Raw genomic sequence first — 22830 nt, forward strand, 5'->3', positions numbered from 1 at the left:
AATAAAACAGCTTTTTTATCTAAATCTAATTTGTCCCATACACAATCCCTTCATACTCTTCCACAGTCCTCTTAGCCACAACACCCCAATCATATTTCTTGCTGAGCTGATAGGCATTATCTGATAACAAGCCCAAGTTATTCCTATTGCAGTATGCTTCCTTCAAGCAATTTAGAATAGATTCTGCATTTAGCTCTGGGACATAGCCACAATCAGCTGCCAGCACATCCTCGGCTAGGCCGGTTTCTTTAGATACAATGACAGGGAGGCCTAGTGAGAAGGCTTCGAGAATACCGGATGGCATGCCTTCCCAACGAGAGACCTGAATAAACATATCGGAAGCTAGCAGTGCTTCAGTCTTGTCATGTCCATAGATTCCTTCAGCATTAAGAGAAATAATGTCTTCCACCCCACTAGTAGAAATAAGCTCACTCACAGCAGCGGCGCCGCCTTTGTAATCTGCGCCGTACAAATCAATCCTGATATTATTCGACGCAAAGAATTCCTTATCAAGAGCAACTGCCTCAATCAACAAATCCAATCCCTTTTGCATTGGTGTGATTCGTCCGATGTAAATGATTGAAAAATCCTCACCACTATTTACCGTGTAAGGCTTTGTGTCAGGCACTGAAATACCATTTGGTATAATTAAATGCTTTTTATTGTAATGAATCGAACCATTGTATTCAGCTGCAGACAGATACTGAACAGCTTCTGCACCAGCAAAATACCCACGATAAAACAGCATGTTGGCAATAGTTTTTTTGATATGCGACTTCTTTTGACTAACCCTCATGAGGCCACCGTGAGGAATTGTCACATATTTATACTTTCCCTTTACATGCTTCAAATAATATCTTAGTAATCGTACTGAATAAACATCATGAATGACAATGATATCTGGCTTATCAAATCCACCCTCTAAATCGCTGATAGCTTCATCCAATCCTATATTCCTGTAGCTTCCTGCCGTTGGCACTACCACTTCACTATTCACATTCAGCAAAAGAACATCCGCCCATTTGGACTGATGTTCCACATACTTAGGTACTATTACAGATACCCCACTATTCTTTCTGTTTGTGATATCGCATAAATGTATTATCTTCATAACATACCCTTTATCGCAAAATCTTTTTATAAACAAACTTCTGCACTGATTCTGGCATGATATACATACCCATCTGTGCAATAAAAACCATCAAAAAATCGCCAAACGAATTAAAGCCTGACTTCCAAGCCTTATATCTGATTTCGATTAAAATCTTTGTGTTAATCCAAGATTTTCTCTTGCGATATGTACCTTCGTCAAATCTGAATCTAAACACATGCTCCTTTAGGTTAGCACATACTGCACCTGCGCTAAGCAGCTTAATCCACAGATCCGTATCCTGATTCTTTCGATAATCGGAATAGCAACCAACAGATTCTACTTTAGATTTGCGATACATAACTGTCGGATGATTAAATGGATCACGCCTTCTTGCAAAAGTGTAGATGTCTTCATTAGTGTATGGCACATCCCTAACACCTACAATATTATCAATATCACCCACGAATTCATCAACTGGGCAGCCAATGATATCCAATGATGGATTAGCCTCAAATTCCTTCAGTTCAAGTTCACAACGATTTGGCATAGAGAAATCATCAGAATCCATTCTAGCAATCAGCTCGTTGCTGCAGTATTTAATGCCCTCATTAAGAGCCTTGCCCAACCCCTGATTCACTTCAAGCTGAACTTGAACGATGTTTGCCTTGGCAGCATACTTGTTGATAACCTGCTCCAAAGCATCTGGCACTGGTCCATCTTTAACGATAACTATCTCATTTGGCTTAACAGTTTGATTGACCATACTGCCTAAGCTCAAATCAAAATAATCTGGATTATCATTTTTATAAACTGTCATTAAAACTGAATATTGCAATTATTTTTCCTCGATATTATAAAAATCTTTGTACCACTGAGCGAACTTACGTAATCCATCGCGAAGTGGTGTATCAGGCTTGAAACCAAAATCTCTTTCAAGTGCTGATGTATCAGCATAAGTGATAGGAACATCACCAGGTTGCATCGGAACTAATTCCTTGTGACTTTCAAAATCATAGTCTTCTGGAAGTACATGCGCTCTTACCAGCTCTTCTTGAAGAATTGTAACAAAATCCAAAAGATTTTCTGGATTGTTATTTCCAATATTGTAGATTGCATAAGGTGGTACTGGAAGGCCATCTTCACCAGTAACACGCTCTGGCGCCTTTTTCATCACGCGTTCAATACCATCTACAATATCATCAATATAGGTAAAATCACGCTTGCAATTACCATAATTGAAAATCTTGATAGTCTCACCATTCAGAAGCTTGTTGGTAAAACCAAAATATGCCATATCTGGTCTGCCTGCTGGACCATAAACCGTGAAAAATCTTAATCCTGTACATGGGATATTATAAAGCTTAGCATAGGCATGAGCCATAAGCTCATCGCTCTTTTTGGTAGCAGCATACAATGAAACAGGATTGTCTACCTTGTCATCAGTGCTATATGGGACCTTTTTATTGGTGCCATATACAGATGAAGATGATGCATATACCAAATGTTCTACGCCCTTTGCGCCATCATCGTATGAATGTCTACAAGCCTCTATGATGTTATAAAAACCAATAAGATTGCTCTTAATATAAGCATCTGGATTGATGATAGAATACCTAACACCTGCCTGGGCTGCAAGATTCACAACAATATCAGGCTTGTATTCAGCGAAAAGACCGGTGATTGTATCCTTATCTGATATATCACCCTTAACAAACGTCCACGAAGAATCGTTATGCTTTGCAATAGTCTTTTCTATTTCCTGCAAACGCCATTCCTTGATGGATACGTCATAGTAGTCATTAAGATTATCAATACCTATTATTTTTATTTGTTCATTGTTACCTAATAACTGCATAACAAGATTGCTGCCGATAAAACCAGCAGCACCTGTTACTAGGATTGTTTTATTGTTAAGATTTGTTAATTCCATAATCATTACCTTATATTTCTACTGTATTTAACGAATACGATTATATCAAACTAAGCATAAAAAAGCACTAATCCCTACAATAAATATCCCTCGTATATACCTTATCCTTTACATCCTCAAGACAATCATCGTATCTATTAGCAACGATACACTTACTCAACTTCTTGAACTCATCTAAATCATTAACTATCTTGCTACCAAAGAAAGTATCTCCATCATTAAGAGTTGGCTCATAAACTATTACAGTTGCTCCTTTGGCTTTGATGCGTTTCATTATTCCCTGAATAGAACTTTGGCGGAAGTTGTCAGAATTACTCTTCATTGTAAGACGATATACTCCAATGACTACTTCTTTTTCTTTGGTTTCGTCCCAAGATGAATTTGGACCGTAGGCCCCAGCCATTTCCAACACTCTATCTGCGATGAAATCCTTACGTGTCCTATTGGATTGCACTATAGCAGACATCATTTCCTGTGGTACATCGTTATAATTAGCCAACAGCTGCTTAGTATCCTTTGGCAAACAATATCCTCCGTAGCCAAACGATGGGTTATTATAATGACTTCCTATTCTAGGATCTAGACAAACGCCACTGATTATATCCTGAGTACTCAATCCCTTCATTTCAGCATACGTATCTAATTCATTAAAGTAAGAAACTCTAAGTGCAAGATATGTATTAGCAAAAAGCTTTACAGCTTCGGCTTCAGTAAATCCCATAAACAATACGTCAATATCTTCTTTAATAGCGCCTTCCTCTAGTAGACTTGCAAATGTATGAGCTGCAGCAACCAGTTTTTTATTGCGCTTATCCGTACCTACAATAATACGTGAAGGATAAAGATTGTCATATAGGGCCTTAGATTCTCTTAAGAATTCCGGACTAAAGATGATATTCTCAGTATTATATTTCTCACGAACATATTTGGTATAACCAACAGGAATAGTGCTCTTAATAATCATGATAGCATCGGCATTGTTTCTTAAGACCTGTTCTATTACACTTTCTACTGCAGATGTATCGAAATGATTCAACTTGCTGTCGTAATTTGTTGGAGCAGCAATGATAACAAAATCTGCATTTTTATATGCACTGTCGCCATCACATGTAGCCACCAAATCCAATTCTTTCTCCGCTAAATATTTTTCAATATAATCGTCCTGAATAGGTGATTTCTTTTTATTTATAAGATCTACTTTCTCTGGTATGATATCCACAGCTGTGACGCAGTTGTTTTGTGCAAGCAGAACAGCAAGGCTCAATCCAACATAGCCCGTTCCTGCAACTGCAATATTATATTTATTTTCATTACCTTTTAACATTTCTTAATCTCCCTCAAATTGATTTATTTCACGTTTTTCCACTTCAATCCAACCTAAATTTATTTATTTTCTTTTTTTGACAATCCTGTGTGTTTTCTCCAATGACATTTCCAATTATACCTGAAGAAAAATATCGAAAAGATTGTCATGATTACTTCATATATTTATATTCTACCTGTAATCAATCCACATTTATAAATAAATTCACATAACATTACTAATTTGTCATCTGTCAGTTCCTTAGTTTTTTCTATAAATAATGGCACTATATAATTATCATACTTATCTTTCATATTTCGACTCGAATAATCATTTATCATATCCTTACAAAAGCGGTAAATTTCATTAGTGCGCTCTCCAACGTCATTAAGATGAAAATAATTAATATGATCAACAATAAATTTTCTTTCTTCATTTGTATATTGTATAGAGGAATCAGGATAAAACAAACCATCAATCAGATCATATTCAATATTTAATGGGTTACCTCCTATAGAGTCAACCTTACATTCTTTGACAACAGAATCGTAAGGTTGAAGTATAATGTGCCCATATTCACCTCTGTAATATCTGTCCCTCAATCTCATATATGCAGGACACATACTTGTGCAACTATCATAATTGCAGTTTGCAGCCAAATAATCTTTATACTCGATAGTATTAACAATACTTTTTATTCTTAAAGACTCATATTTCTTTTTATATTTTGTATTACATACTGGACAGGTTATTGATATGTTCATACGACACATTGCAAGTTTAGTGCCATTTTTAGATTTTTCAATGCTATGCTCCAAATTAGAAAAAGTTTTTGTATCTACTTTTATTCTAATAAAGCAATACATGCAATACCCTCTACTTGCTTCTAATAATTTTTGTCTCATTAACATCTTTGATTTAGGTGTCGTATATCCAGCTCCATCCATTGATTTGTAATTTACAAGATAGTTATCTATTTTTAGATGGAGATAATCCTTTTTCAATTTCCCCATATATAAACACCTCCAACCTTGTCATTTTTGCTATATCAAGATTACAAAATGCTTCAATGTCATCATCGCTAAAGCAATTCGACATCATGTGGTTATATAATAATTTTAGTAAATTTAAATCTCCTTCAGTATCATCTTCATTACCTTGCATCGCAACTTTTTTCCAAATATTTTCTGCTTTACCTAAATTGTCAATATCATCAGCATCATATGTATAATAATTGTCTTCTGAAATAGCAACAATCATCGCATTATTTGTGCCAACAACAATATCTTTGGAATGAGTAGTTATGATAAATTTAAAACTATCAAATTTCTCCACAAGATAATTCAAAAAGTTAATACATATTTCAGCAGAAAGATGCAAGTCTATTTCATCAATTAAAACAATTATCTCTTCGTTAGTATTATTCTTCAATATTAATAATTCCAACAATATTCGCATTATAGCTTGTAGTCCATTAGATAATCGAACAATGTCATTTATTTCTAGCCCATCTATTACTAAGACTATCTCTTCATTGATATTATCAATATTACGTTGTTGAATTGATAGCGTTTTTCCAGTCACATCTTTAAATAACAATTCTAAATCTTGTCTATAATTCAAAAATTGCCGTCCTATATTTCCAGTATAACTACCAAACGTGTCTATTGCATTTATATTTTTTGTATGTTTTCTATTCTGAAGTATATCTATAATGTCCACCTGAATATTATCTGGCTCTAAAGATATTTCTTTCACCTCTATATACCTATTAGGTGTATCGATGAAATACACATTTGAAGAAAAGTTATTTATTAAATGAATAAATAAATCTGTTTTACCACTAAAATTTTCACCAATAATTATTATATTTTTATTCTTTGGTAAAGTATCTGTAATAAATTCAATTATCTTATCTATTTTCTTTTCGTATTGCATCTGTTATTATTTCTATCCTTTGTTCAATTGCTTTAGTCTTTGAAACTGCTCTATCAAGACTTTTTATATAATTATCCTTAGATATAGCCTCATTAATATTATTAACATTGACATTACAATCAAAGTTTAAAAGCACCTCTGCCAGATACAACGCTTCCCATAGAACAAAACTTTTTTCGATTCTATCTGGCATATAATCTATAAACTTTATCAGCTGACTTTTATATCTTTCAACTGTTTGCTCATTAAAATTTATTGATTCCTTTGAAAACTCGTTTAATAGGCGCGTATAGTTTTTAAAAGGTCTTATTTCAACTTTACCATCAGCATGATTCATTTGATGTTCCATAGCACATAGACGCAACAAAAATTCAATATCTTTAGCCTCTTTATTTTCTGCTCCAAACATCCGTCTCCACTTTGAATTTTTATTCATTTGATCAAGCATCTCATAAAATGGTGAAACAAATATTCCATTTCTTAATTCCTGTGGTGATAGAGGTGCACCTCCCGAATTTAAATTAGCAAAAATCTTATATATATTCTGTAGCTTATTATCCAAATCTCCAAATACAATTTCAACTACTGTGATAGTTGTAAAATCAACTTTTGTCTTTAATGACTCTTCCAATGTTGAATAAGTAATATCTTTTACTTCCTCCCTTAGTTTTCCTTCTACATTTCTCATGTATTTCATCTTATACTTATGCTCAACTGTTATTTTAGGGTCATTCAATACATCCATAATGCTTTGATTTTTTAGATTAAGATGCGCATTATATGTATTTCTTAGCTTTTTATCATGATAATATAATAGCAAACTTATTATTCTTTGCTGTCCATCAAGTATCTGAAATTTTCCATCTTCATTTTTATAAGTATAAATTGGTGGGATGGGCATACCACGAACCAATGAAGCTGCTAATTCTTCCACCTGATTGGTTTTCCACCTATAAGCTCTCTGAAATTTAGGTACCAAAAAAATACCTTGCTCCACTCCTTGCATAAGCGTCTTAAATCCCATATCTGTTTTATAGCTTTGTATGGTTATATTTGAAAAGACTTCTTCATTTTCTTCACTTAAATATTCTTCATCTATAAACTCCATATTATTTTCGACCATATTTACAAATCCACCTTCCTAATGTTTTATACCTCATATAATAATTGAATTTTCCAATTTAAACTTTCATGCTTATTTTGATTAATTCTCTGTCCTCATTCGCGTCTTTTTTCTCCAATGACCTTTCCAATTATACCTGAAAAAAATATCGAAAAGATTGTCATGATTACTCCATCTATATTTGTAAATAGAAATGACGCCAACCCATTAGAAACATTAATATTGTCTATTTTAACCGTTGGGTATTTGCCTGCTACATTTAGTGGTATAGATGCTTCAGAATCATATTTAAAAATCAAATCATTATTGTGGTCATCTATTACAACAGTTTGAGCACCAACAACATAATCCATTTGCTTTGAAGACCTAGTAAGAACTAGTCGATCTTTGCCTGGTATCATTTCAACACTTAACTCTGATATATTGCCATCCAATGTAAGGCTTGCCGAATTTTGCAATGGTATCATTGCGTAATTCATCGAGTTTATATAAAATGATGCAGACATGCTCGGATTAACAATCTCGATTTCAGAATTATTTGACTGTATCACATCATCTCCAATAATAATTAAAAAATTCCCTGTTAATTTAAACTTTTCATTTTTTTGCACTTGAAATATACTATTAAAAATTGGATTATATAGCTTAATCCAAACAATATCCTCATTTTTTCCAGACGTCATTTTATGAAGGAATGACTCGCTATCACCATGATTGGTAATCTCAATAGTGTCTGCAGCAAAAGAATACTCTGATGAAATATTCATGTCATAATATAGCCCTTTTCCTTTACATAAAATACTATTATTTAATAAACCGCTTCCATTACCGCTATTAAATACAATACGCATTTTTCCTGGATTAGCACAATATTCTTTCGAATCAATCAAGACTTTTATTTTTTCTCTATTTACTATTGTTCCCTGATTGATAAATAAGCCATTACAGCTGAATGCTGCATCACCCCGGTAATTTGTAATCGTTAATATATTTGGTTCTCCTTGCAAAACAACCGATGAATGTTTTACATCATAAACGTATGTAGCTATTATAAATATAACAACTACTATCACCATAATACTTAACGTTTTCTGCATTGTTAAATTTTTTAATAATTTTATGCCAGAAGTAAAGCTACTATTTATTTTTTTCATTTAACTCCCCATTTTATATTTATCAACTATCGTCTTCTGCACAAACAACTATAATCTTACAATTTCCTTGTTGTAATTGTATCTAATACAAATCAGTTCACTTTGTCCTCTATCACAACAGCAACAAATACCCCAAAAACTATAAGAATAAATGAAAATACAACAAAACTTTGTAAACTAGATTTTATTGCTGCATCAACTGGTACCAAAGTAAGCCCTCAATCACTCGTAACTTACAATTCTACCACACTCATGAGATGATTACCCCAAATACATTTTAGGGAGGACTTCTCATGAACACATCTAAAGTTATTCATCAAGCAAAACTCAACGACTGGGCTAACACCATTCGTGAGCAACAAGCTAGTTCACTCAATGTTACTGAGTGGTGTCAGTCAATCTTCTCTATTACTCCCTTCATTACAAAGAAATTCAACACCATAGTAAATGGTGTAATAAATATTTTTGCAATTATACCTGAAAACTTTACAACAAGCGGCCATGTGATATTAGCAACTATAATGCCATCAACAAAGCCTAAAACCTTAGATGCTAATGATATTAGTAAAAACTGATAAACTATGTATATTACATATTTGGCCCATAGTGGTATATTGCTATTACTTTTAAATACCTTCCTGGTAGCAAAGATGAAAACAAATGTTACGCCAACCCATGAGCTGATAAAATTATTAATGCTGTGATTCGCAGAGACAAATCCCAGTAAAATGAATATACAAAAATCTAATACCCAGCCTATGCCACTCAGACCCACAAATTTAATGGCCTGAATTAATAATTTCCTCATTTATAAACAAATTCTCCTTTATTCATTAAGAAAAGCCTGAAGCTCCTCAGGTGTTCCTAACACATGCACTCTCTCAGGTGCTATATCCGAAATGTATATCTCGCCTCCCTTTGATAACAAATAATCATAGAGAGGAGCAACATATTTCTCACCATTAACAAGCTCTATATCCTTGCTGTAATATTCGTTATACAAATCCTCGTATAAACCACAGGTTTTAAAATAATAAGCGCCAAGTGTGCAATAATTAGATATACGCTTCTTTTCCTTTATTTCTACAACCTTGCCTGTTTCATCCAAACGAACGAAGCTCCAGTGGTCTCCTTCAGCTTGGAAGCAAGGAATGAAACCATCTCCCTTAAGCTCTGCAGAATTCATCTCTCCTGCTTCAACGTATGTATCAATATTGTAGATAAGCAATGCGTTGTTTCTATCCCAGAACTGAGCAGCCTTCATGGCTGTAGTGGCCTGTCCATCTGTAAGATAATCCAAAACGATTACATGATAATTATTAATGCCAAGCTCTTCGCACTTTTTACTAATGAAAGCTTCCACATCAGCATTATCATCCTTCATAGCTATGAACACATACTGATTTACATCAGCCTTATAGCCCTCAAGGCTGATTAAAGACCATTCAAATAAGGTCTTTCCTTTGGCCTCTATCATGTATTTAGGCAAGTTGTAACCCATTTTTCTAAAACGAGAGCCAAGTCCCCCCATTGTGATAACTACATCTATCTTCCCCATAGCTTTATTCCTCCCCATTGTGTAAGCGTGACTTTTCACATATCTCAGCTAATTCTTCTGGTGTGTGATTTAAGAATTCATCTGGTCTAACTGACCTATCATCTACATAAAATCCCTTTGGTCCTGGCCAAACCTTTCCAAATACTATTTCATCGTAAGGAATGTCCCATTTAGCAAGCCATTCATTCAATACAGCCGCTGTGTATTTGTTTATAAGGCCAAGATTTCCATTGTAGGTTTTCATGTTACGTGATGTATAAAGAACGATTTTAGCGCCATTATCCTTATAATACTTAAGCTTTTCTACCATATCTGGATATGGAACCAAATCCTCATAACGCTCATCCTTTTTCTTTATAGGACACAGTGTTCCATCAATATCAAAAACAAAAGAGTAATCCTTAAACATCTAACTCTATCTCCTTTAAAATCCTATCTGCATTCAATATAAATCCTAGCACTTTGTGAGGATTATCTATGTGTAATGGCAACATTGATATAAACAATGAAGCCTCGTAGATTCTAACTGTCAGATAATCAAATCCATTTTCCTCTACCTTAGATTTGAATATCTGCATATATTCGGAATTATCAAATGGTATTTCCAAATCATAAGTGAAATCTTCAGCGATTCTTATATCAAACAATCCGTTGTTGAAGAAATCGTATTTGCCACAAACCGAATGGCTAAGCTTTGCTACATCATAATATGGGTTAGTCCATAAGTCTGATTCTACACTAGCTCCCTTAGGATCGATGAACTTTAACATCTGTGTAGATTTATTATATAAAGCATTGGCAAAGCATGGGTCACCGTGACCTATTACCATTTCTGGCCTGTAATTGTTTTTAGCTTCTATCTTATCTTTTAATGATAAATATCTTGAAACTATGCTATCAATATTTACATCTCCAATAGATGATAACAATGCTTCGATATTTTTGTACTGTGGAAGCTGCTTTAAATCATTGATACGGCTTTGAACCTTATCCACATACAATGTATCTGCAGTTTTTTGATATTCTTCCTTAGTGCATTCCTTTGTATGTCTGCATTTAAAGAAGAAGAAATATTTGTCCATCAATGCTTCAAATTCTGATTTGTCCATGGAACCATGAACCCATTTGATAGCCAAATCGGTCATGTGCAATCTTTCCATGGTGTAGCTAGCTTTGTCATCGTCCTCTTTGTAATCAAATGGCATTACAAACCAGTATTTCATATCATCTGGAAGAAGATGATAGAAATCGTATTCAGCCTTTATCTTCTTTTTGTTAGTAGAAGATTTAACCAAGGTGTATTCATTTCCTTTTAGGCTGTTAAAATATCTGGAATCAAAATTGCCTGTTACACACTGGATGAAATTGGAAATAAGACCAATATCTACCATGCCAACGATTTGGAAGTTGGCATCTATTTCTTTAACTAAATCCCAAGCCTTGCGACCAGAGATAATATTCTTGCAGAATGATACATAGCTGTCTAAATTTGGGAACATAGCAGCAACAGCTCTGTTTCCATCAAAGGCAGCATAAGGTTCATCTATATATGATAATTTTTCAAATGATAATCTGGCTGCTTCTGCATCAGAAACGATATAGTTTGAAAAGCAATGAAGTACCCATACATCTTGAGAATTGTATACGTCCAGCTGCTTTAACAAATCAGCGTATTCGAAAACAGAATGAACCTTTTTCCAAACTACATCTGAAAAAATATTGTTCATTTCATCATGATAGTATTCTTCTAAGCAACGCTTTTTAACCACTACATCTGCGAAGCCTTTGTCACCGATAATATCTGCAATTACTTCACTTTTGCGTCCTGTATCATCATATACTATTAATGTCTTCATATTATTTCCTCTCAATTATGGAATCACGAATCTTTACAACCAAATACAATATAATCATAAGTACTACGCTTATAAATATAAAATGCTTTAGCTCTACTGACTGAGCTTTGCTTAGTGCTGATAGTAAGTATTCTGAGATTGTTGCGTTAATATATCTGTCTTTAGTAAGACTGGCAATAGCTGCAACACTGCCTATTTCGATAGCCCATGCTAGTAATGATAGTACGTACAAAATAATGCCACGGCCTCTAGATACATTTACTATTTCTACATATACTTTGTTAAGGTTATCTAGGAATTTAAGAGCCTTCAGCTTTCTAGGTGATGCATCTGCCTGTAGTAAATATTTTTTCCAATATTTATATATACCTGGCAACGCCATAAATAATACACCTGCGGCTACTATAAAGATTAGTAGGAAGTAAACTATAGGCATTATGACCCCACCGTTAACTACCCATACCAGGAAAATCATAGTGACAAGTGCTACCGTATCCATAAATCTATCAAGGATAACTGTGACTACGCCCTTCAGCATATTGTTAATGGTGGCACCGTAACAGTACATTCTGAATAGTTCGCCTAATTTGAAAGGGAACAGAATGCTGATTGGTGTAACCTTACAATAGGTTTTAATATAATCAGGGCCTGTAATATCAGCGCCATACAAGGCTATATATAAACGAATGGCCTTTAGAGAATGGACTAGCACAACTGCCAAAATAGTAATAATTATTGGCAGCATTCCCATTCCATCAAAGACCTGATTATTAATATAATTAAAAACAAAAATTAGTGCTGCCGCTAGCAACACTAATATGTTTATCAAATTATATATAAATGATTTTTGTTTCATGACTGCTCCACTACTGCTGATTTGTATATACTACCTGTGCAGTATAGTTATCAATTATTCTATCTCTATGTTCGCCTTCGATAAACTTCTTTTTATTTACAATAAACGAACCTAATAATTTTAACACAACCATGGCCTGATTTACCATCTTTACGTTGGAAACCTGATCATCCTCACGCCAGATAATAGGGAAAAACTTTACCTTGTGTTTGTAATAAGCCTGTCCCATAACCATGCAGTAATTGAATACAAGATTATCTTTGTATTTATAATAGAATTGATTCTTAAGAATGTTAGTATTGTACATGTTCAGACCTGAGCCAAGGTCGTATACTTTGTAACCACATCCAATAGAAAACAGTGTGTTGTATACAACGTTTCCAAATGTTCTAAACTTAGAGTAGCCCTGAAGTTTAGACCCTTTGATGAATCTGGCACCTAGGAAGCAATCATAGTTTTCGTATTCGCCAGTCTTAAGGTAAGGCAGAATATTAGATATATCACCCTGGTCATCACCGTGAAGAAGGATTACGTAATCAAATCCATTATCCATGGCGTATTTGAATGCCACCTTATGCGAACCACCAAGGCCATAGTTATCATCATTTCTAAAGAGTGTAGCCTTGATAGGAAGGTTTCTTTCTTTTAAATAATCCTGTACTGCCTGCTCGCCGTTATCTGTGCTTCTGTTATTAATTATGATAACCTCAGATAGATATTCACATACCTCATCTGTAAGCTGTCCCAATACTCTAACAATCTGCTTTTCACAGTTGTACATTGGTATAAATAGTAAGATTTTGTTTTTCATATCAGTAATCCTTTAAATTTTTTATTAAATGTGTTTTTATCCCACCTTACAATTGTATTTTTCTCGACAAAAAAAGCTTGTTTTGCAAGGACAGCAAGTGGATAATCACTATCCGAATCACTATAAAATGACTCAATCGAATCACCTTTATGTAATTCCATAAATCTATTCACTTTTTCTTTGCCATAACAATTCTTTCCAACATATTTACCTGTACTTGGATTTACTTTAGAAGCAATCACCTCTATCCCTAAATATGAATTACAAACAGGTTTTAGTAAAAATTCTGGAGAAGCAGAAATAATGATATCGTCATTTCGTTTTTCATCATAATACCATAATTTAATCTTTTTCTTATTTTCTTCCCAAAACAAATCTACTTCATGTCCAACATCTTCAACATTTCTAAGAAAGCTGTAGAATTCCTGCTTAAAAGTTGTTTTATCTATTTTTCCCCATTTATACTTAAGAAAAGCAATTGCTTGCCTTGGCAGACACAGTAGTACGTTAGGATATTTTCTACACATAGTAAAATAAAAATCTAAAGTACTGTCACCATCATATATAGTTCCATCAAAATCATAAACGTTCATAACACACCCCACTTTTTATCGCTTATCATTAAAATAATACTTTATCATTGACAGTACCCATAATATTGCAACTAACTTATGTTTCAATGCCCATATATATATTCTGTATATAACTCCTACATCTGGCAAATCACTAATAGCAATATTTAGATTTTCATTTTCGCACACTTGTTTTATAAATTTAATTTCATTAACAAAGCTATCACAACCAATATTCTGAGACATAAATGAAACGCAAAACGAAAACAGCTTATAATTTATATTCTTAAAGTCTACGCTATCTAAATCAGATATCGATATTAGATAGTTTATTGTATCAACATAAATAACACATATTGCTTCATAATTACCTTTTATATATCTATGAGTTAAAGAATTACCGTAATCATAATACAAGTAAAGAGGGGATTCTATTACCGTTACAGTATTACACTTCTGAAAATATCTAATATTAAAGTGTAAATCCTCACCTAATTTCATTGATTCATCATATCTTAATTTATCAATCAAAGATCTTTTATATAGCCTTCCACAAGGAGATGAAATCAACCATTTGAGATAATTATTCTGTATAAACATGCCAATTTCTTTACTACCATGTAATATACTTTCTGGATAAATTTGATTTTCGATTCGTTCATCATAAATGCGCTTAAATCCACACATTACAAAATCACATGAATCATGAACGATTGCGTTTTTTAATTTCTCAAACATTTCAGTTTCAATAGAGTCATCTGAATCAATAAAACAAATATACTCCCCTCTCGCTAAATCTATTCCGCGATTTCTAGCAACAGATACGCCTTGATTCTTTTGGTGATATACCTTTATTCGATAATCTATCTGCTCATATTGGTCGCATAACTCACCAGAACCATCAGTTGCTCCGTCATCTATTAACAACAACTCCCAATTTTGGTATGTTTGACTTATTACGCTCTCAATACATCTTCCAAGGCAATCTTTGACATTATATACAGGTACTATAACACTAATTTTATCATTCATTAACATTTGTTCTCCATAATGTTTCACAATAGTTCATTTGTTTATTTTCTTCTTCAGCTAATTTCTCATTAATTACATACTTTATATTTGAATCTTTAAAATTATAGTAAACACCTGGAAAATCATCATTATAAACTTCAATTGGCATTTCAGCTTTTATTTCAACTAACTCACTTCTAATTGTCATACTTTTTTTTATATCTATAGGAAGTGATATTAGGGGCAACAAATTATTTAAAAGCAATATTAACATTATTATAAAACCTATTTTATTAATAAACTTATAATTACTTCCAACTAGAACTAGTACCCCTACTACAGATATTATATAAATATATGGAGCATACCTAGCCCACCAACTTTCTTTTATTCCAAATGTCAACAAAATACAGCAACTAAATACCGTTAATATTAACCAAAAGTCTTTATCTTTTTTTAATTTTAGTATATATATAAACAATCCTATTATTGCAAAGCAAAAAATACCACTAAAAAAAATACCAAATCCTCCAATTCTCGTATCAGGCAAAATGATTGAATACAACTCACGCTTAATACTAAAAGTAAACGGAATCTTTAAATCAATAGTTCCATCTGCCTCTCTTTGCATGTTGTCTGTGTACGAAAACAATGATACCAATAAATTTTTAATATGATTTTCTTCTAGAAATGGTGAGTTTCCAGACATGATGTCCTTACTATCACTACCAAGTAATGGATAAAGTAATGTCTTATGACGAATCACATTTGTCAAGTATGTTAGATTCCCGGCCCATAAAACTGTAGTTACTGCCAAAATCAAATAAAATATAGTTCTCTCAATGATTGCACTATCTATCTTTCCAATTAATCTAAAATTATTTACACAAGCATAAATATAAAAAGCTATACAAAATATTCCACCGTATAGCAATCCTGTAAATTTTATATTTCCACAAACTATCATTGTCGAAAACACTAAGCTTTTTGATATTTTTTTATCAAACAAATCATTGTCTTGCATCATCATGAGAGAAATAACCAAACATATTATCATGCAATGTAAAAACCCATCCAAATAAAACGAATCCATTTGTTGCATTGCTATAGGATTTATGGCTAACAATAGCGTACCTCCTATAATCACTTTATTTGCATATTTCTTTTTGTTTAGATAATAGTAAGCCAATGAACCTACAGTAATCATACCAATCAATGTATAGGACTTTCCTGCTTCAATATTATGCACTAAAGCATATATAGAAGCTGCATATATCCAAGTTCCTTTGCAGTATCCTTCACACCAAATAACATTACCATCAGTATGTCCTATTCCTTCAGATATTTCCAAACTAGGTTTTTCCCAAAGAGGATTCCAACCATTTTTAAGCAGTCCCACAGCCAACTTATGATATGCATTTCCATCCCATGATCTATCATAATAAGTATTTGATATCGCTGAAGCTAAAATTATTATTATTATACTAAAAGTAATAACGTATACCGTTCTTTTAAAACTATTTTCTCTTAACGCAAAAAACACTATGCCTGCGCCAATACACGCCAAAGGCATAGTTCCCCAGAATATATTAATCTTAAAACAAAACAAAACCGACGTTTCCAATAACAACATCATAAATATATATATTAATACACTTGCAACATCAAACATTAGCAAACTAGCAGTATCTTTTTTTTTCATTTTAAATTCTCCATCTTATAACAAATAAACACATATAAAAACAAATACTATATACCCTATTAATAAAACAACTAATAATTTATCATTTAAAATAACTTCAACTGGATCTCCATCAGATTCCCCTTCTATATTTCGACTATATGTCATAAGTATAATTATAAAATATGGTATACTCCAAAGAAGTCCCCTATAATCCATTTCAATTGCCCACATAGCATAAAAAACATCGGCAAGTGACATGCAAACATACATATTCTTATCTAGAAATGATTCGCTATAATATTTCAAAACATCTCTTGTATCTGTTTGTTTACGATATTCGTTTCTACGTTTACCAAGCCCCATAAATAAACTACCTACAACAATTACTAAAAACAAAAAAGAAGATATTTTTATATCATTTATCAAACCACCGAATACTACTCTTATGACAAAGCCTGATGCTAGTATTACAACATCTACTATTGGCTTCTTTTTTAAACCAAAACTATATAAAATATTTAAAAGGAAATATACGATAATCGCTATTAAACTCTTTTCATTAATACATCCTCCAACGATAGTTATTGACATTATTCCACATAAAGACATAACTATTAATGCCTGCGTCTTATCTATAGAACCACTTGCTAAAGGTCTATTCTTCTTTACTGGATGTAGCCTATCTTTTTCAATATCCCTATAATCATTAATTATATATATAGCAGACGACATTAATGAAAATGCAACAAATCCAAGTAAAGCAATGTATAACTTTTCCTTGTTAAATATATCTCTTGAAAAGAACAAGGGAATGAAGACCAAGAGATTTTTTATATAATGTTTTACTCTTAATAGCTTTAGATAATTATTTATTTTTTTACCAATCATTTTTTCCTTGTATGAACAGTTCAGAAGCAAATTAATCTACTTTCCTTTCTTTTTAATAACTATGTCATAAAACATTCAGATACAGTGGACTTTTAATTTTTCCTGAAGCTTTGACTACTCGATAAAGTGTATTGCCATTACCCTTATCTGAATCGTTAATAAGCTAGATGTGCTATTTATATCTGAGCACTTATTTCAATCAAGTGTACAAGGATAATCGTTGGTGGATATCACAGTATCAATACTTAATTGAAAGGAGAACGTTATTATTTTCGTCGGTATTGATAGTACAAAACTTAATCACTTTGCAACAGCCATATCTTCTGATGGCTAAGTGCTACTAGAGCCTTTTAAATTTACCAATGACACTGTCGACGGCTTCTGTCTACTGGCTTCCAAACTCAATTCTTTTGAGTAGGACCAGCTCATCATTGGTCTTGAATCTACGGCTCACTATGACAATAACCTTTTGATGTTCCTAACACCAAAAGGCTATAATGTTTGCCTCATCAATCCTATTCAGACTGCGCAAATGAGAAAAACAACATTCGCAAAACTAAGACTTATAAGGTTGATACTATTATCCTTTGTAAAGTATTAATGATGCATCCGCATAGGTTCGTTACGCTCTATGACATAAGTCTTATTCAGCTCAAGAACCTCGGAAGGTTCAGACAAAAGATGGCGAAGCAGCGTACAAGATTAAAAATCCAGCTGACTTTAACTTTTATTTATGCTGTCAGCCCTATGCTTTTTGATAATTTTCAATATAATAAAGAAATAATACAAAATAACTTGCATACAACATCGGATACAAATATGCAGCTCTCCCTTCTGGCATAAACAACATTACCGCTAAAAATTCAACAAAAATAACTATAAATGATATGATGAACGGTATTCCTTTTTTCCATTTTCTTTTTTTATCTATACAATATAACAATTCTTTCAGAAAAAAAACTATGACTGAAAGGATTGCAACTACATGAATAATAATATTAAGCCCAGATTTTATTATAAGTTCTTGCCAAACACTTATGACCTCATTTATAATCACACTTAATGCTATCCTTGTTTGATTTTTCTCCCAAGCTTCTGTATTCCATGTTTTGTTAATTTCATTTTGTCCTATTTGCCATTTATCATATACGAACGACTCTAATTCTACTGTATTATCGCCATCGTATACATATGTTGTCCGATTAGCAGGCAGCTGCAATGCTTTATAAAAATTATTTATCTGAACATCCAAATATGTTGCAAGATTATGGATTATAATATTATAATAGGCAGACATATACGAAGACGCCTGCTCATCAGTCGCCATGGTCTGATTAAAATCCTGTCTTCCTTGATTCCAGTTAAAACTCCTATAGCCACCCATACCATATTCCTTTAGTACTTCTATAGGGATTATATTTTCTATCGATTTAATATCACCTTCTGCGTCTTCATAGGATAAGTTTGCATTAGGATTATTAAACACGCTATATAATACGTTAGTTGTATTTAACATCATATAATCTTGACCATAATATTTTTTTGAACCAAGCTCTTGTATTTGACTTAATACAACAAAAGAAATACAAATGGGCACAAGCAAATACAGTTTTACCTGTGATTTTGTCTTATTACTTAATGCGGCAAAAAAATATACCACTATACCTGCCAAGCCAACTAATATACCTTCACTTCTCCAAACCATCACGAATGTTGCCATTAGTGAAAATAGGATTGTCTGTTTTATTCCTCGTAACCATTCTCCTTTTTTTACAGAAAAATATATAAAAGATATATATAATAAAATTAATACCGTATAAAAATTATTTCTATATGCATTAAATGTTAAATGGTATGACTCTGGTAATAAAAAAAATAGCAACGATATATACTTAAAATCTTCATTATTACATGTTTTTTCAATTCCTAAATATATATAGCTAACTACAGACCAAAAAAAGAACCATTGAACAATAAATACAGCAATCGGGTGTGGCACTACCATTAGACAACCACCATATAATGCACCAGTATAGACACTTTGCCAATACGTTGGTTGAAATCTTATAGCCATCAAATAATTCGTATAATTATCTATCTCAATTCCCCAAAATTGAGGATATAGAATAACCCCACACACTATACCTAATAAAAGTATGCTTCCAAGAATAAACATGTCCGATTTATTTACATTTCCATGCAATATAAAAAAAATGATTTTCCACCATCCCAATATAATAAAGAAGCAAAATAATCTTGACAACAAATACACCAAATGAAGTTCACCTGATGCTGATATAACATTTTGATTTCTTACAGCCGTAGCATACATATCCCAATTTCCGAACCCAATAAATATCTTTCCCTGCCATGCAAACGAAAGCAAAAAATGTATAATAGGCACTATAATTTCATATTTACTTTTAATAAACTTATTGATTATTTTCAAAATCTGTTCCCCTCCTCTTTTTCCCTTCGTTTATTCTTAGGAGACTTTCGCCTCCTGCTTATCTCCAGTTACTTGTCTTGGATTCAACCACTCAATCTCTGAATATTTCCAGTTTCTGATATCTCCACTCCATCTTTCTGGATGTGCTTGCCTTTCCGCTTCATAGACTTTAGTTCTTTTCCTAAGAATCTCTTTATCTAATCCACGTTCTGCTGGTGTCACAAATTGTATACCACTGTGACGGTGTTCCGTATTGTACCACTTCACATAATTCTTTACCCGGAGACGTGCTTCTATGATGTCATTGAATCCTATTGGCTGATAATTAGGCATATATTTTAATGTCTTGAAAAGGCTTTCTGCGTATGAATTGTCATTACTTACTCTAGTTCTACTTCTTGAAGGAGTAACTCCAAGTGCATAAAGTGTTTCCAACATAGTTGCCCCCTTCATTTGACTACCATTATCTGAATGTAGCACCAAAGGGCGCTTATTCAAAAATACCTTTTCATTTCTGTATATACGCGATATTAGCTTTCCAGCCAAATCTGCAGATTCACAATCGTAAACTTCCCAACCAACAATCTTTCTACTAAATAAATCTGAAAACAAATATAAATAGTAATATTTTCCTTTGATTGGTCCATTTAGATATGTGATATCCCACATCCAAACCCGATTCGGTCCAGTTGCTTTATGTGTTGATACTACACGTTTTGTCTTAGCATGATCACGCCCTCTGTGTGACAACTCATTTACTTCTTTTAGCATCTTAAAAAAGCTACTTTTGCTAGCGATATAGATTCCTCTATCCGCTAGTATTGAATCAACCTCACATGGTGTCTCAGAAACGAATTCTTCTGAATTCACCGTGTTCAGTATCAACTGTCTTTCTTCCGGTTTCAGCTTATTTGATGGTTCCGGACGCACACATGTGGTGCGTTTATCTATATATTCGTTGTTAGTATTCTTCCAACGATTATAAGTTCTTTTACTGATTCCAAGTTCAGCACAAGCTTTGTGTAGTGCTGCTCCTGAATCAACAGCCTCACTGATTAGCAGTACTGCTGTTTTGCAATCTGAAGCGCTAATCATTCGACCTCGAAATCGCATTTGCTTTTTTTCTTAGCACTAAAAGTGCTGCTGTTTCTTCTAAAGCTTTTTCTTTTCTGGCAAGTTCTTTTTCTAAACGTTCATTTTTCTTACGTTTTTCTCGAAGTTCCTTGCTTGATTTTAAATTAAATTCTTTTGTAGAATCATTTGCATCTATACAGGCATCTCGCCATTCTTTGACTTGCTCTGGATAGATACCCTTTTCTCTGCAATACTCAGAAAATTCTATTTCTGATAAGTTTGCTGTTTCTAAAACAACTGTAAACTTATCCTGGCTACTCCATTTATCAGCATTCTTATACTTTGATGTAGCTGATAAACCTCGCTTGTTCATGGCTTCATCTCACCATCTGTATAAGGTATTAATTCCTACCCCAGTCTCTTTTTGAATATCCATAACGACCACATCTTCTTCGAGAAGTCTAGTCACTATAGCTTCTTTCATCTCCTTTGGATATCTGTTATAGCTCATACTCGTCACCTGTCCCTTTGGTAACTCCCATACCAAAATGGGAGATGGGTGACAACTACCCTACATCAGAGGGTGTATAATAGCTCTCCTTTGCATTAACCATCTCTTTTATAACATACTGTGGTGACTGATTAATTGTTATATAGATTCTTCCAACATATTCACCTATCATTCCAAGTACCAAAAGAATTAATCCCCCTAGTATTAATAGAACAGAAATGGTAGAACTCCATCCAATCATTTTAACTGGATTAACTAGCTTACTAATAATTACATAAATCGCATAAATAAAGCCTAATCCTGCTATAATGCAGCCACTATAAGAAGCTATTCTTAAAGGTATAATTGAAAAGGATGTAAAACCATTCATCCACAACCCAAACAACGACCTCAAAGTATACCCACTTTCTCCTTCCATTCTATCTCTATGATGGACTGAAACATTACATATATTTTTAGTAGTTCTTAACACCAAACCTACAACATATGGATAAGCACCTTTATATTTTACTACTTCATCGATAACAAAACGCTTAGCGGCAAAATAACTAGATATGTATAGCTCTTTTGGTTTGCCTAACATCACTTCTGTCATGATTTTGTTAACATGACTTCCCCAATTTCTAAATCTAGAATGCCTCTTATGTGAATACTCTGCATATACAACATCATATCCTTCATAAATTTTATTTAAAAGCTTGTCAACTTCATTTCCAGGAGTTTGCCCATCATCATCCAAACAAACAACAACATCACCTGACACCACAGAAAAACCTGCCATTAATGCTGCATGTTGACCGAAATTTTTTGCATGATTAATTCCAATAATTCTATCGTTATCTTTACATAATTTTCTTATTACAGCAAAAGTATCATCCGGACTACAATCATTTACCAAGATTATTTCATAATCGTCTTGAGCCATATCAACCATTTTCAGAGTTATCTCTTCAACTACTTTTTCTATTGTTTTTTCCGATCTATAGCATGGGATAACAAATGATATTTTCATTTCCGCA

The 22830-nt window shown here is 33.1% G+C and carries 23 protein-coding genes and 1 pseudogene; 2 read left to right on the forward strand and 22 right to left on the reverse strand.

The features are described from left to right. Positions 1-25 precede the first annotated feature (25 nt). The 8 genes from G611_RS0102495 to G611_RS0102530 all read right to left on the reverse strand — a co-directional run bounded on the left by G611_RS0102495 (position 26) and on the right by G611_RS0102530 (position 8541). Positions 26-1111: a glycosyltransferase gene (locus G611_RS0102495; RefSeq protein WP_028242267.1), complete on the reverse strand. Its 1086-nt coding sequence runs from the start codon at positions 1109-1111 to the stop codon at positions 26-28. Between the two features lie 10 nt (positions 1112-1121). Next, positions 1122-1910, reverse strand: coding sequence for a glycosyltransferase (locus G611_RS0102500; RefSeq protein WP_036947939.1), 789 nt, complete (start codon positions 1908-1910; stop codon positions 1122-1124). Between the two features lie 18 nt (positions 1911-1928). After that, complete coding sequence (locus tag G611_RS0102505; RefSeq protein WP_028242269.1) at positions 1929-3023, reverse strand: NAD-dependent epimerase/dehydratase family protein; 1095 nt, start codon at positions 3021-3023, stop codon at positions 1929-1931. A gap of 67 nt (positions 3024-3090) precedes the next feature. Continuing rightward, on the reverse strand, positions 3091-4347 hold the full coding sequence (locus G611_RS0102510; protein ID WP_028242270.1) for a nucleotide sugar dehydrogenase: 1257 nt from the start codon (positions 4345-4347) through the stop codon (positions 3091-3093). A gap of 164 nt (positions 4348-4511) precedes the next feature. Further along, positions 4512-5339, reverse strand: coding sequence for a hypothetical protein (locus tag G611_RS0102515; RefSeq protein ID WP_028242271.1), 828 nt, complete (start codon positions 5337-5339; stop codon positions 4512-4514). Further along, a complete protein-coding gene (locus tag G611_RS0102520; RefSeq protein ID WP_028242272.1) occupies positions 5296-6264 on the reverse strand; it encodes an AAA family ATPase in 969 nt (322 codons plus the stop codon). Before G611_RS0102520 ends, G611_RS0102515 begins: the two co-directional genes overlap by 44 nt. Further along, positions 6239-7387, reverse strand: a complete 1149-nt coding sequence (locus G611_RS0102525) for a GmrSD restriction endonuclease domain-containing protein (RefSeq protein ID WP_028242273.1) — start codon at positions 7385-7387, stop codon at positions 6239-6241. The genes G611_RS0102520 and G611_RS0102525 overlap by 26 nt, the downstream gene beginning before the upstream one ends. A gap of 95 nt (positions 7388-7482) precedes the next feature. Continuing rightward, positions 7483-8541: a hypothetical protein gene (locus G611_RS0102530; protein WP_028242274.1), complete on the reverse strand. Its 1059-nt coding sequence runs from the start codon at positions 8539-8541 to the stop codon at positions 7483-7485. Positions 8542-8834: 293 nt separating this feature from the next. Between G611_RS0102530 and G611_RS15815 the strand changes: the two genes are divergently transcribed. Beyond that, positions 8835-9116 carry a hypothetical protein gene (locus G611_RS15815; RefSeq protein WP_196801525.1) on the forward strand — a complete coding sequence of 94 codons (282 nt, stop codon included), beginning with the start codon at positions 8835-8837 and terminating at the stop codon, positions 9114-9116. Between the two features lie 251 nt (positions 9117-9367). Here G611_RS15815 and G611_RS0102540 read toward each other — a convergent pair whose 3' ends face one another. Genes G611_RS0102540 through G611_RS0102585 form a run of 9 tightly spaced genes read right to left on the reverse strand, consistent with a single transcriptional unit; the run spans position 9368 to position 17777 of the window. Continuing rightward, positions 9368-10099, reverse strand: coding sequence for a glycosyltransferase family 2 protein (locus tag G611_RS0102540; protein ID WP_036947862.1), 732 nt, complete (start codon positions 10097-10099; stop codon positions 9368-9370). A 4-nt stretch (positions 10100-10103) separates the two neighbouring features. Next, positions 10104-10508 (reverse strand): capsular biosynthesis protein, encoded by a 405-nt coding sequence (locus tag G611_RS0102545; protein ID WP_028242277.1) that lies wholly within the window; start codon positions 10506-10508, stop codon positions 10104-10106. Further along, the gene (locus G611_RS0102550; RefSeq protein ID WP_028242278.1) at positions 10501-11955 is read right to left on the reverse strand and encodes a hypothetical protein; all 1455 of its coding nucleotides are present in this window, start codon (positions 11953-11955) and stop codon (positions 10501-10503) included. The genes G611_RS0102545 and G611_RS0102550 overlap by 8 nt, the downstream gene beginning before the upstream one ends. 1 nt (position 11956) lies before the next feature. Next, positions 11957-12811: a lysylphosphatidylglycerol synthase domain-containing protein gene (locus G611_RS0102555; protein WP_028242279.1), complete on the reverse strand. Its 855-nt coding sequence runs from the start codon at positions 12809-12811 to the stop codon at positions 11957-11959. Between the two features lie 10 nt (positions 12812-12821). Next, the gene (locus tag G611_RS0102560; protein WP_028242280.1) at positions 12822-13622 is read right to left on the reverse strand and encodes a glycosyltransferase family 2 protein; all 801 of its coding nucleotides are present in this window, start codon (positions 13620-13622) and stop codon (positions 12822-12824) included. Then, positions 13619-14215, reverse strand: coding sequence for a haloacid dehalogenase-like hydrolase (locus G611_RS13645; protein ID WP_051195020.1), 597 nt, complete (start codon positions 14213-14215; stop codon positions 13619-13621). Before G611_RS13645 ends, G611_RS0102560 begins: the two co-directional genes overlap by 4 nt. 15 nt (positions 14216-14230) lie before the next feature. After that, positions 14231-15226 (reverse strand): glycosyltransferase family 2 protein, encoded by a 996-nt coding sequence (locus tag G611_RS15090; protein WP_196801526.1) that lies wholly within the window; start codon positions 15224-15226, stop codon positions 14231-14233. Next, positions 15219-16907 (reverse strand): hypothetical protein, encoded by a 1689-nt coding sequence (locus G611_RS13655; protein WP_036947864.1) that lies wholly within the window; start codon positions 16905-16907, stop codon positions 15219-15221. The genes G611_RS15090 and G611_RS13655 overlap by 8 nt, the downstream gene beginning before the upstream one ends. 15 nt (positions 16908-16922) lie before the next feature. Continuing rightward, positions 16923-17777, reverse strand: a complete 855-nt coding sequence (locus tag G611_RS0102585) for a UbiA prenyltransferase family protein (RefSeq protein WP_036947866.1) — start codon at positions 17775-17777, stop codon at positions 16923-16925. 430 nt (positions 17778-18207) lie between these two features. Here G611_RS0102585 and G611_RS16045 point away from each other — a divergent pair. Then, positions 18208-18620: pseudogene (locus tag G611_RS16045) on the forward strand (IS110 family transposase). Here the strand turns inward: G611_RS16045 and G611_RS15685 are convergent. The 5 genes from G611_RS15685 to G611_RS0102605 are packed head-to-tail and all read right to left on the reverse strand — an operon-like array spanning position 18523 to position 22823. Then, positions 18523-20226, reverse strand: coding sequence for a hypothetical protein (locus tag G611_RS15685; RefSeq protein ID WP_028242282.1), 1704 nt, complete (start codon positions 20224-20226; stop codon positions 18523-18525). The pseudogene G611_RS16045 and the gene G611_RS15685 overlap by 98 nt on opposite strands. 36 nt (positions 20227-20262) lie before the next feature. Next, positions 20263-21321, reverse strand: coding sequence for an IS3 family transposase (locus tag G611_RS0102595; RefSeq protein WP_028242283.1), 1059 nt, complete (start codon positions 21319-21321; stop codon positions 20263-20265). After that, positions 21314-21673: a hypothetical protein gene (locus G611_RS13660; protein ID WP_051195022.1), complete on the reverse strand. Its 360-nt coding sequence runs from the start codon at positions 21671-21673 to the stop codon at positions 21314-21316. Before G611_RS13660 ends, G611_RS0102595 begins: the two co-directional genes overlap by 8 nt. 9 nt (positions 21674-21682) lie before the next feature. After that, positions 21683-21811 carry a transposase gene (locus G611_RS15560; protein WP_081656948.1) on the reverse strand — a complete coding sequence of 43 codons (129 nt, stop codon included), beginning with the start codon at positions 21809-21811 and terminating at the stop codon, positions 21683-21685. A gap of 55 nt (positions 21812-21866) precedes the next feature. Then, on the reverse strand, positions 21867-22823 hold the full coding sequence (locus tag G611_RS0102605; RefSeq protein WP_028242284.1) for a glycosyltransferase family 2 protein: 957 nt from the start codon (positions 22821-22823) through the stop codon (positions 21867-21869). Positions 22824-22830: the final 7 nt, after the last annotated feature.

This window comes from Pseudobutyrivibrio ruminis AD2017, assembly GCF_000424305.1.
GTDB lineage: Bacteria > Bacillota > Clostridia > Lachnospirales > Lachnospiraceae > Pseudobutyrivibrio > Pseudobutyrivibrio ruminis_B.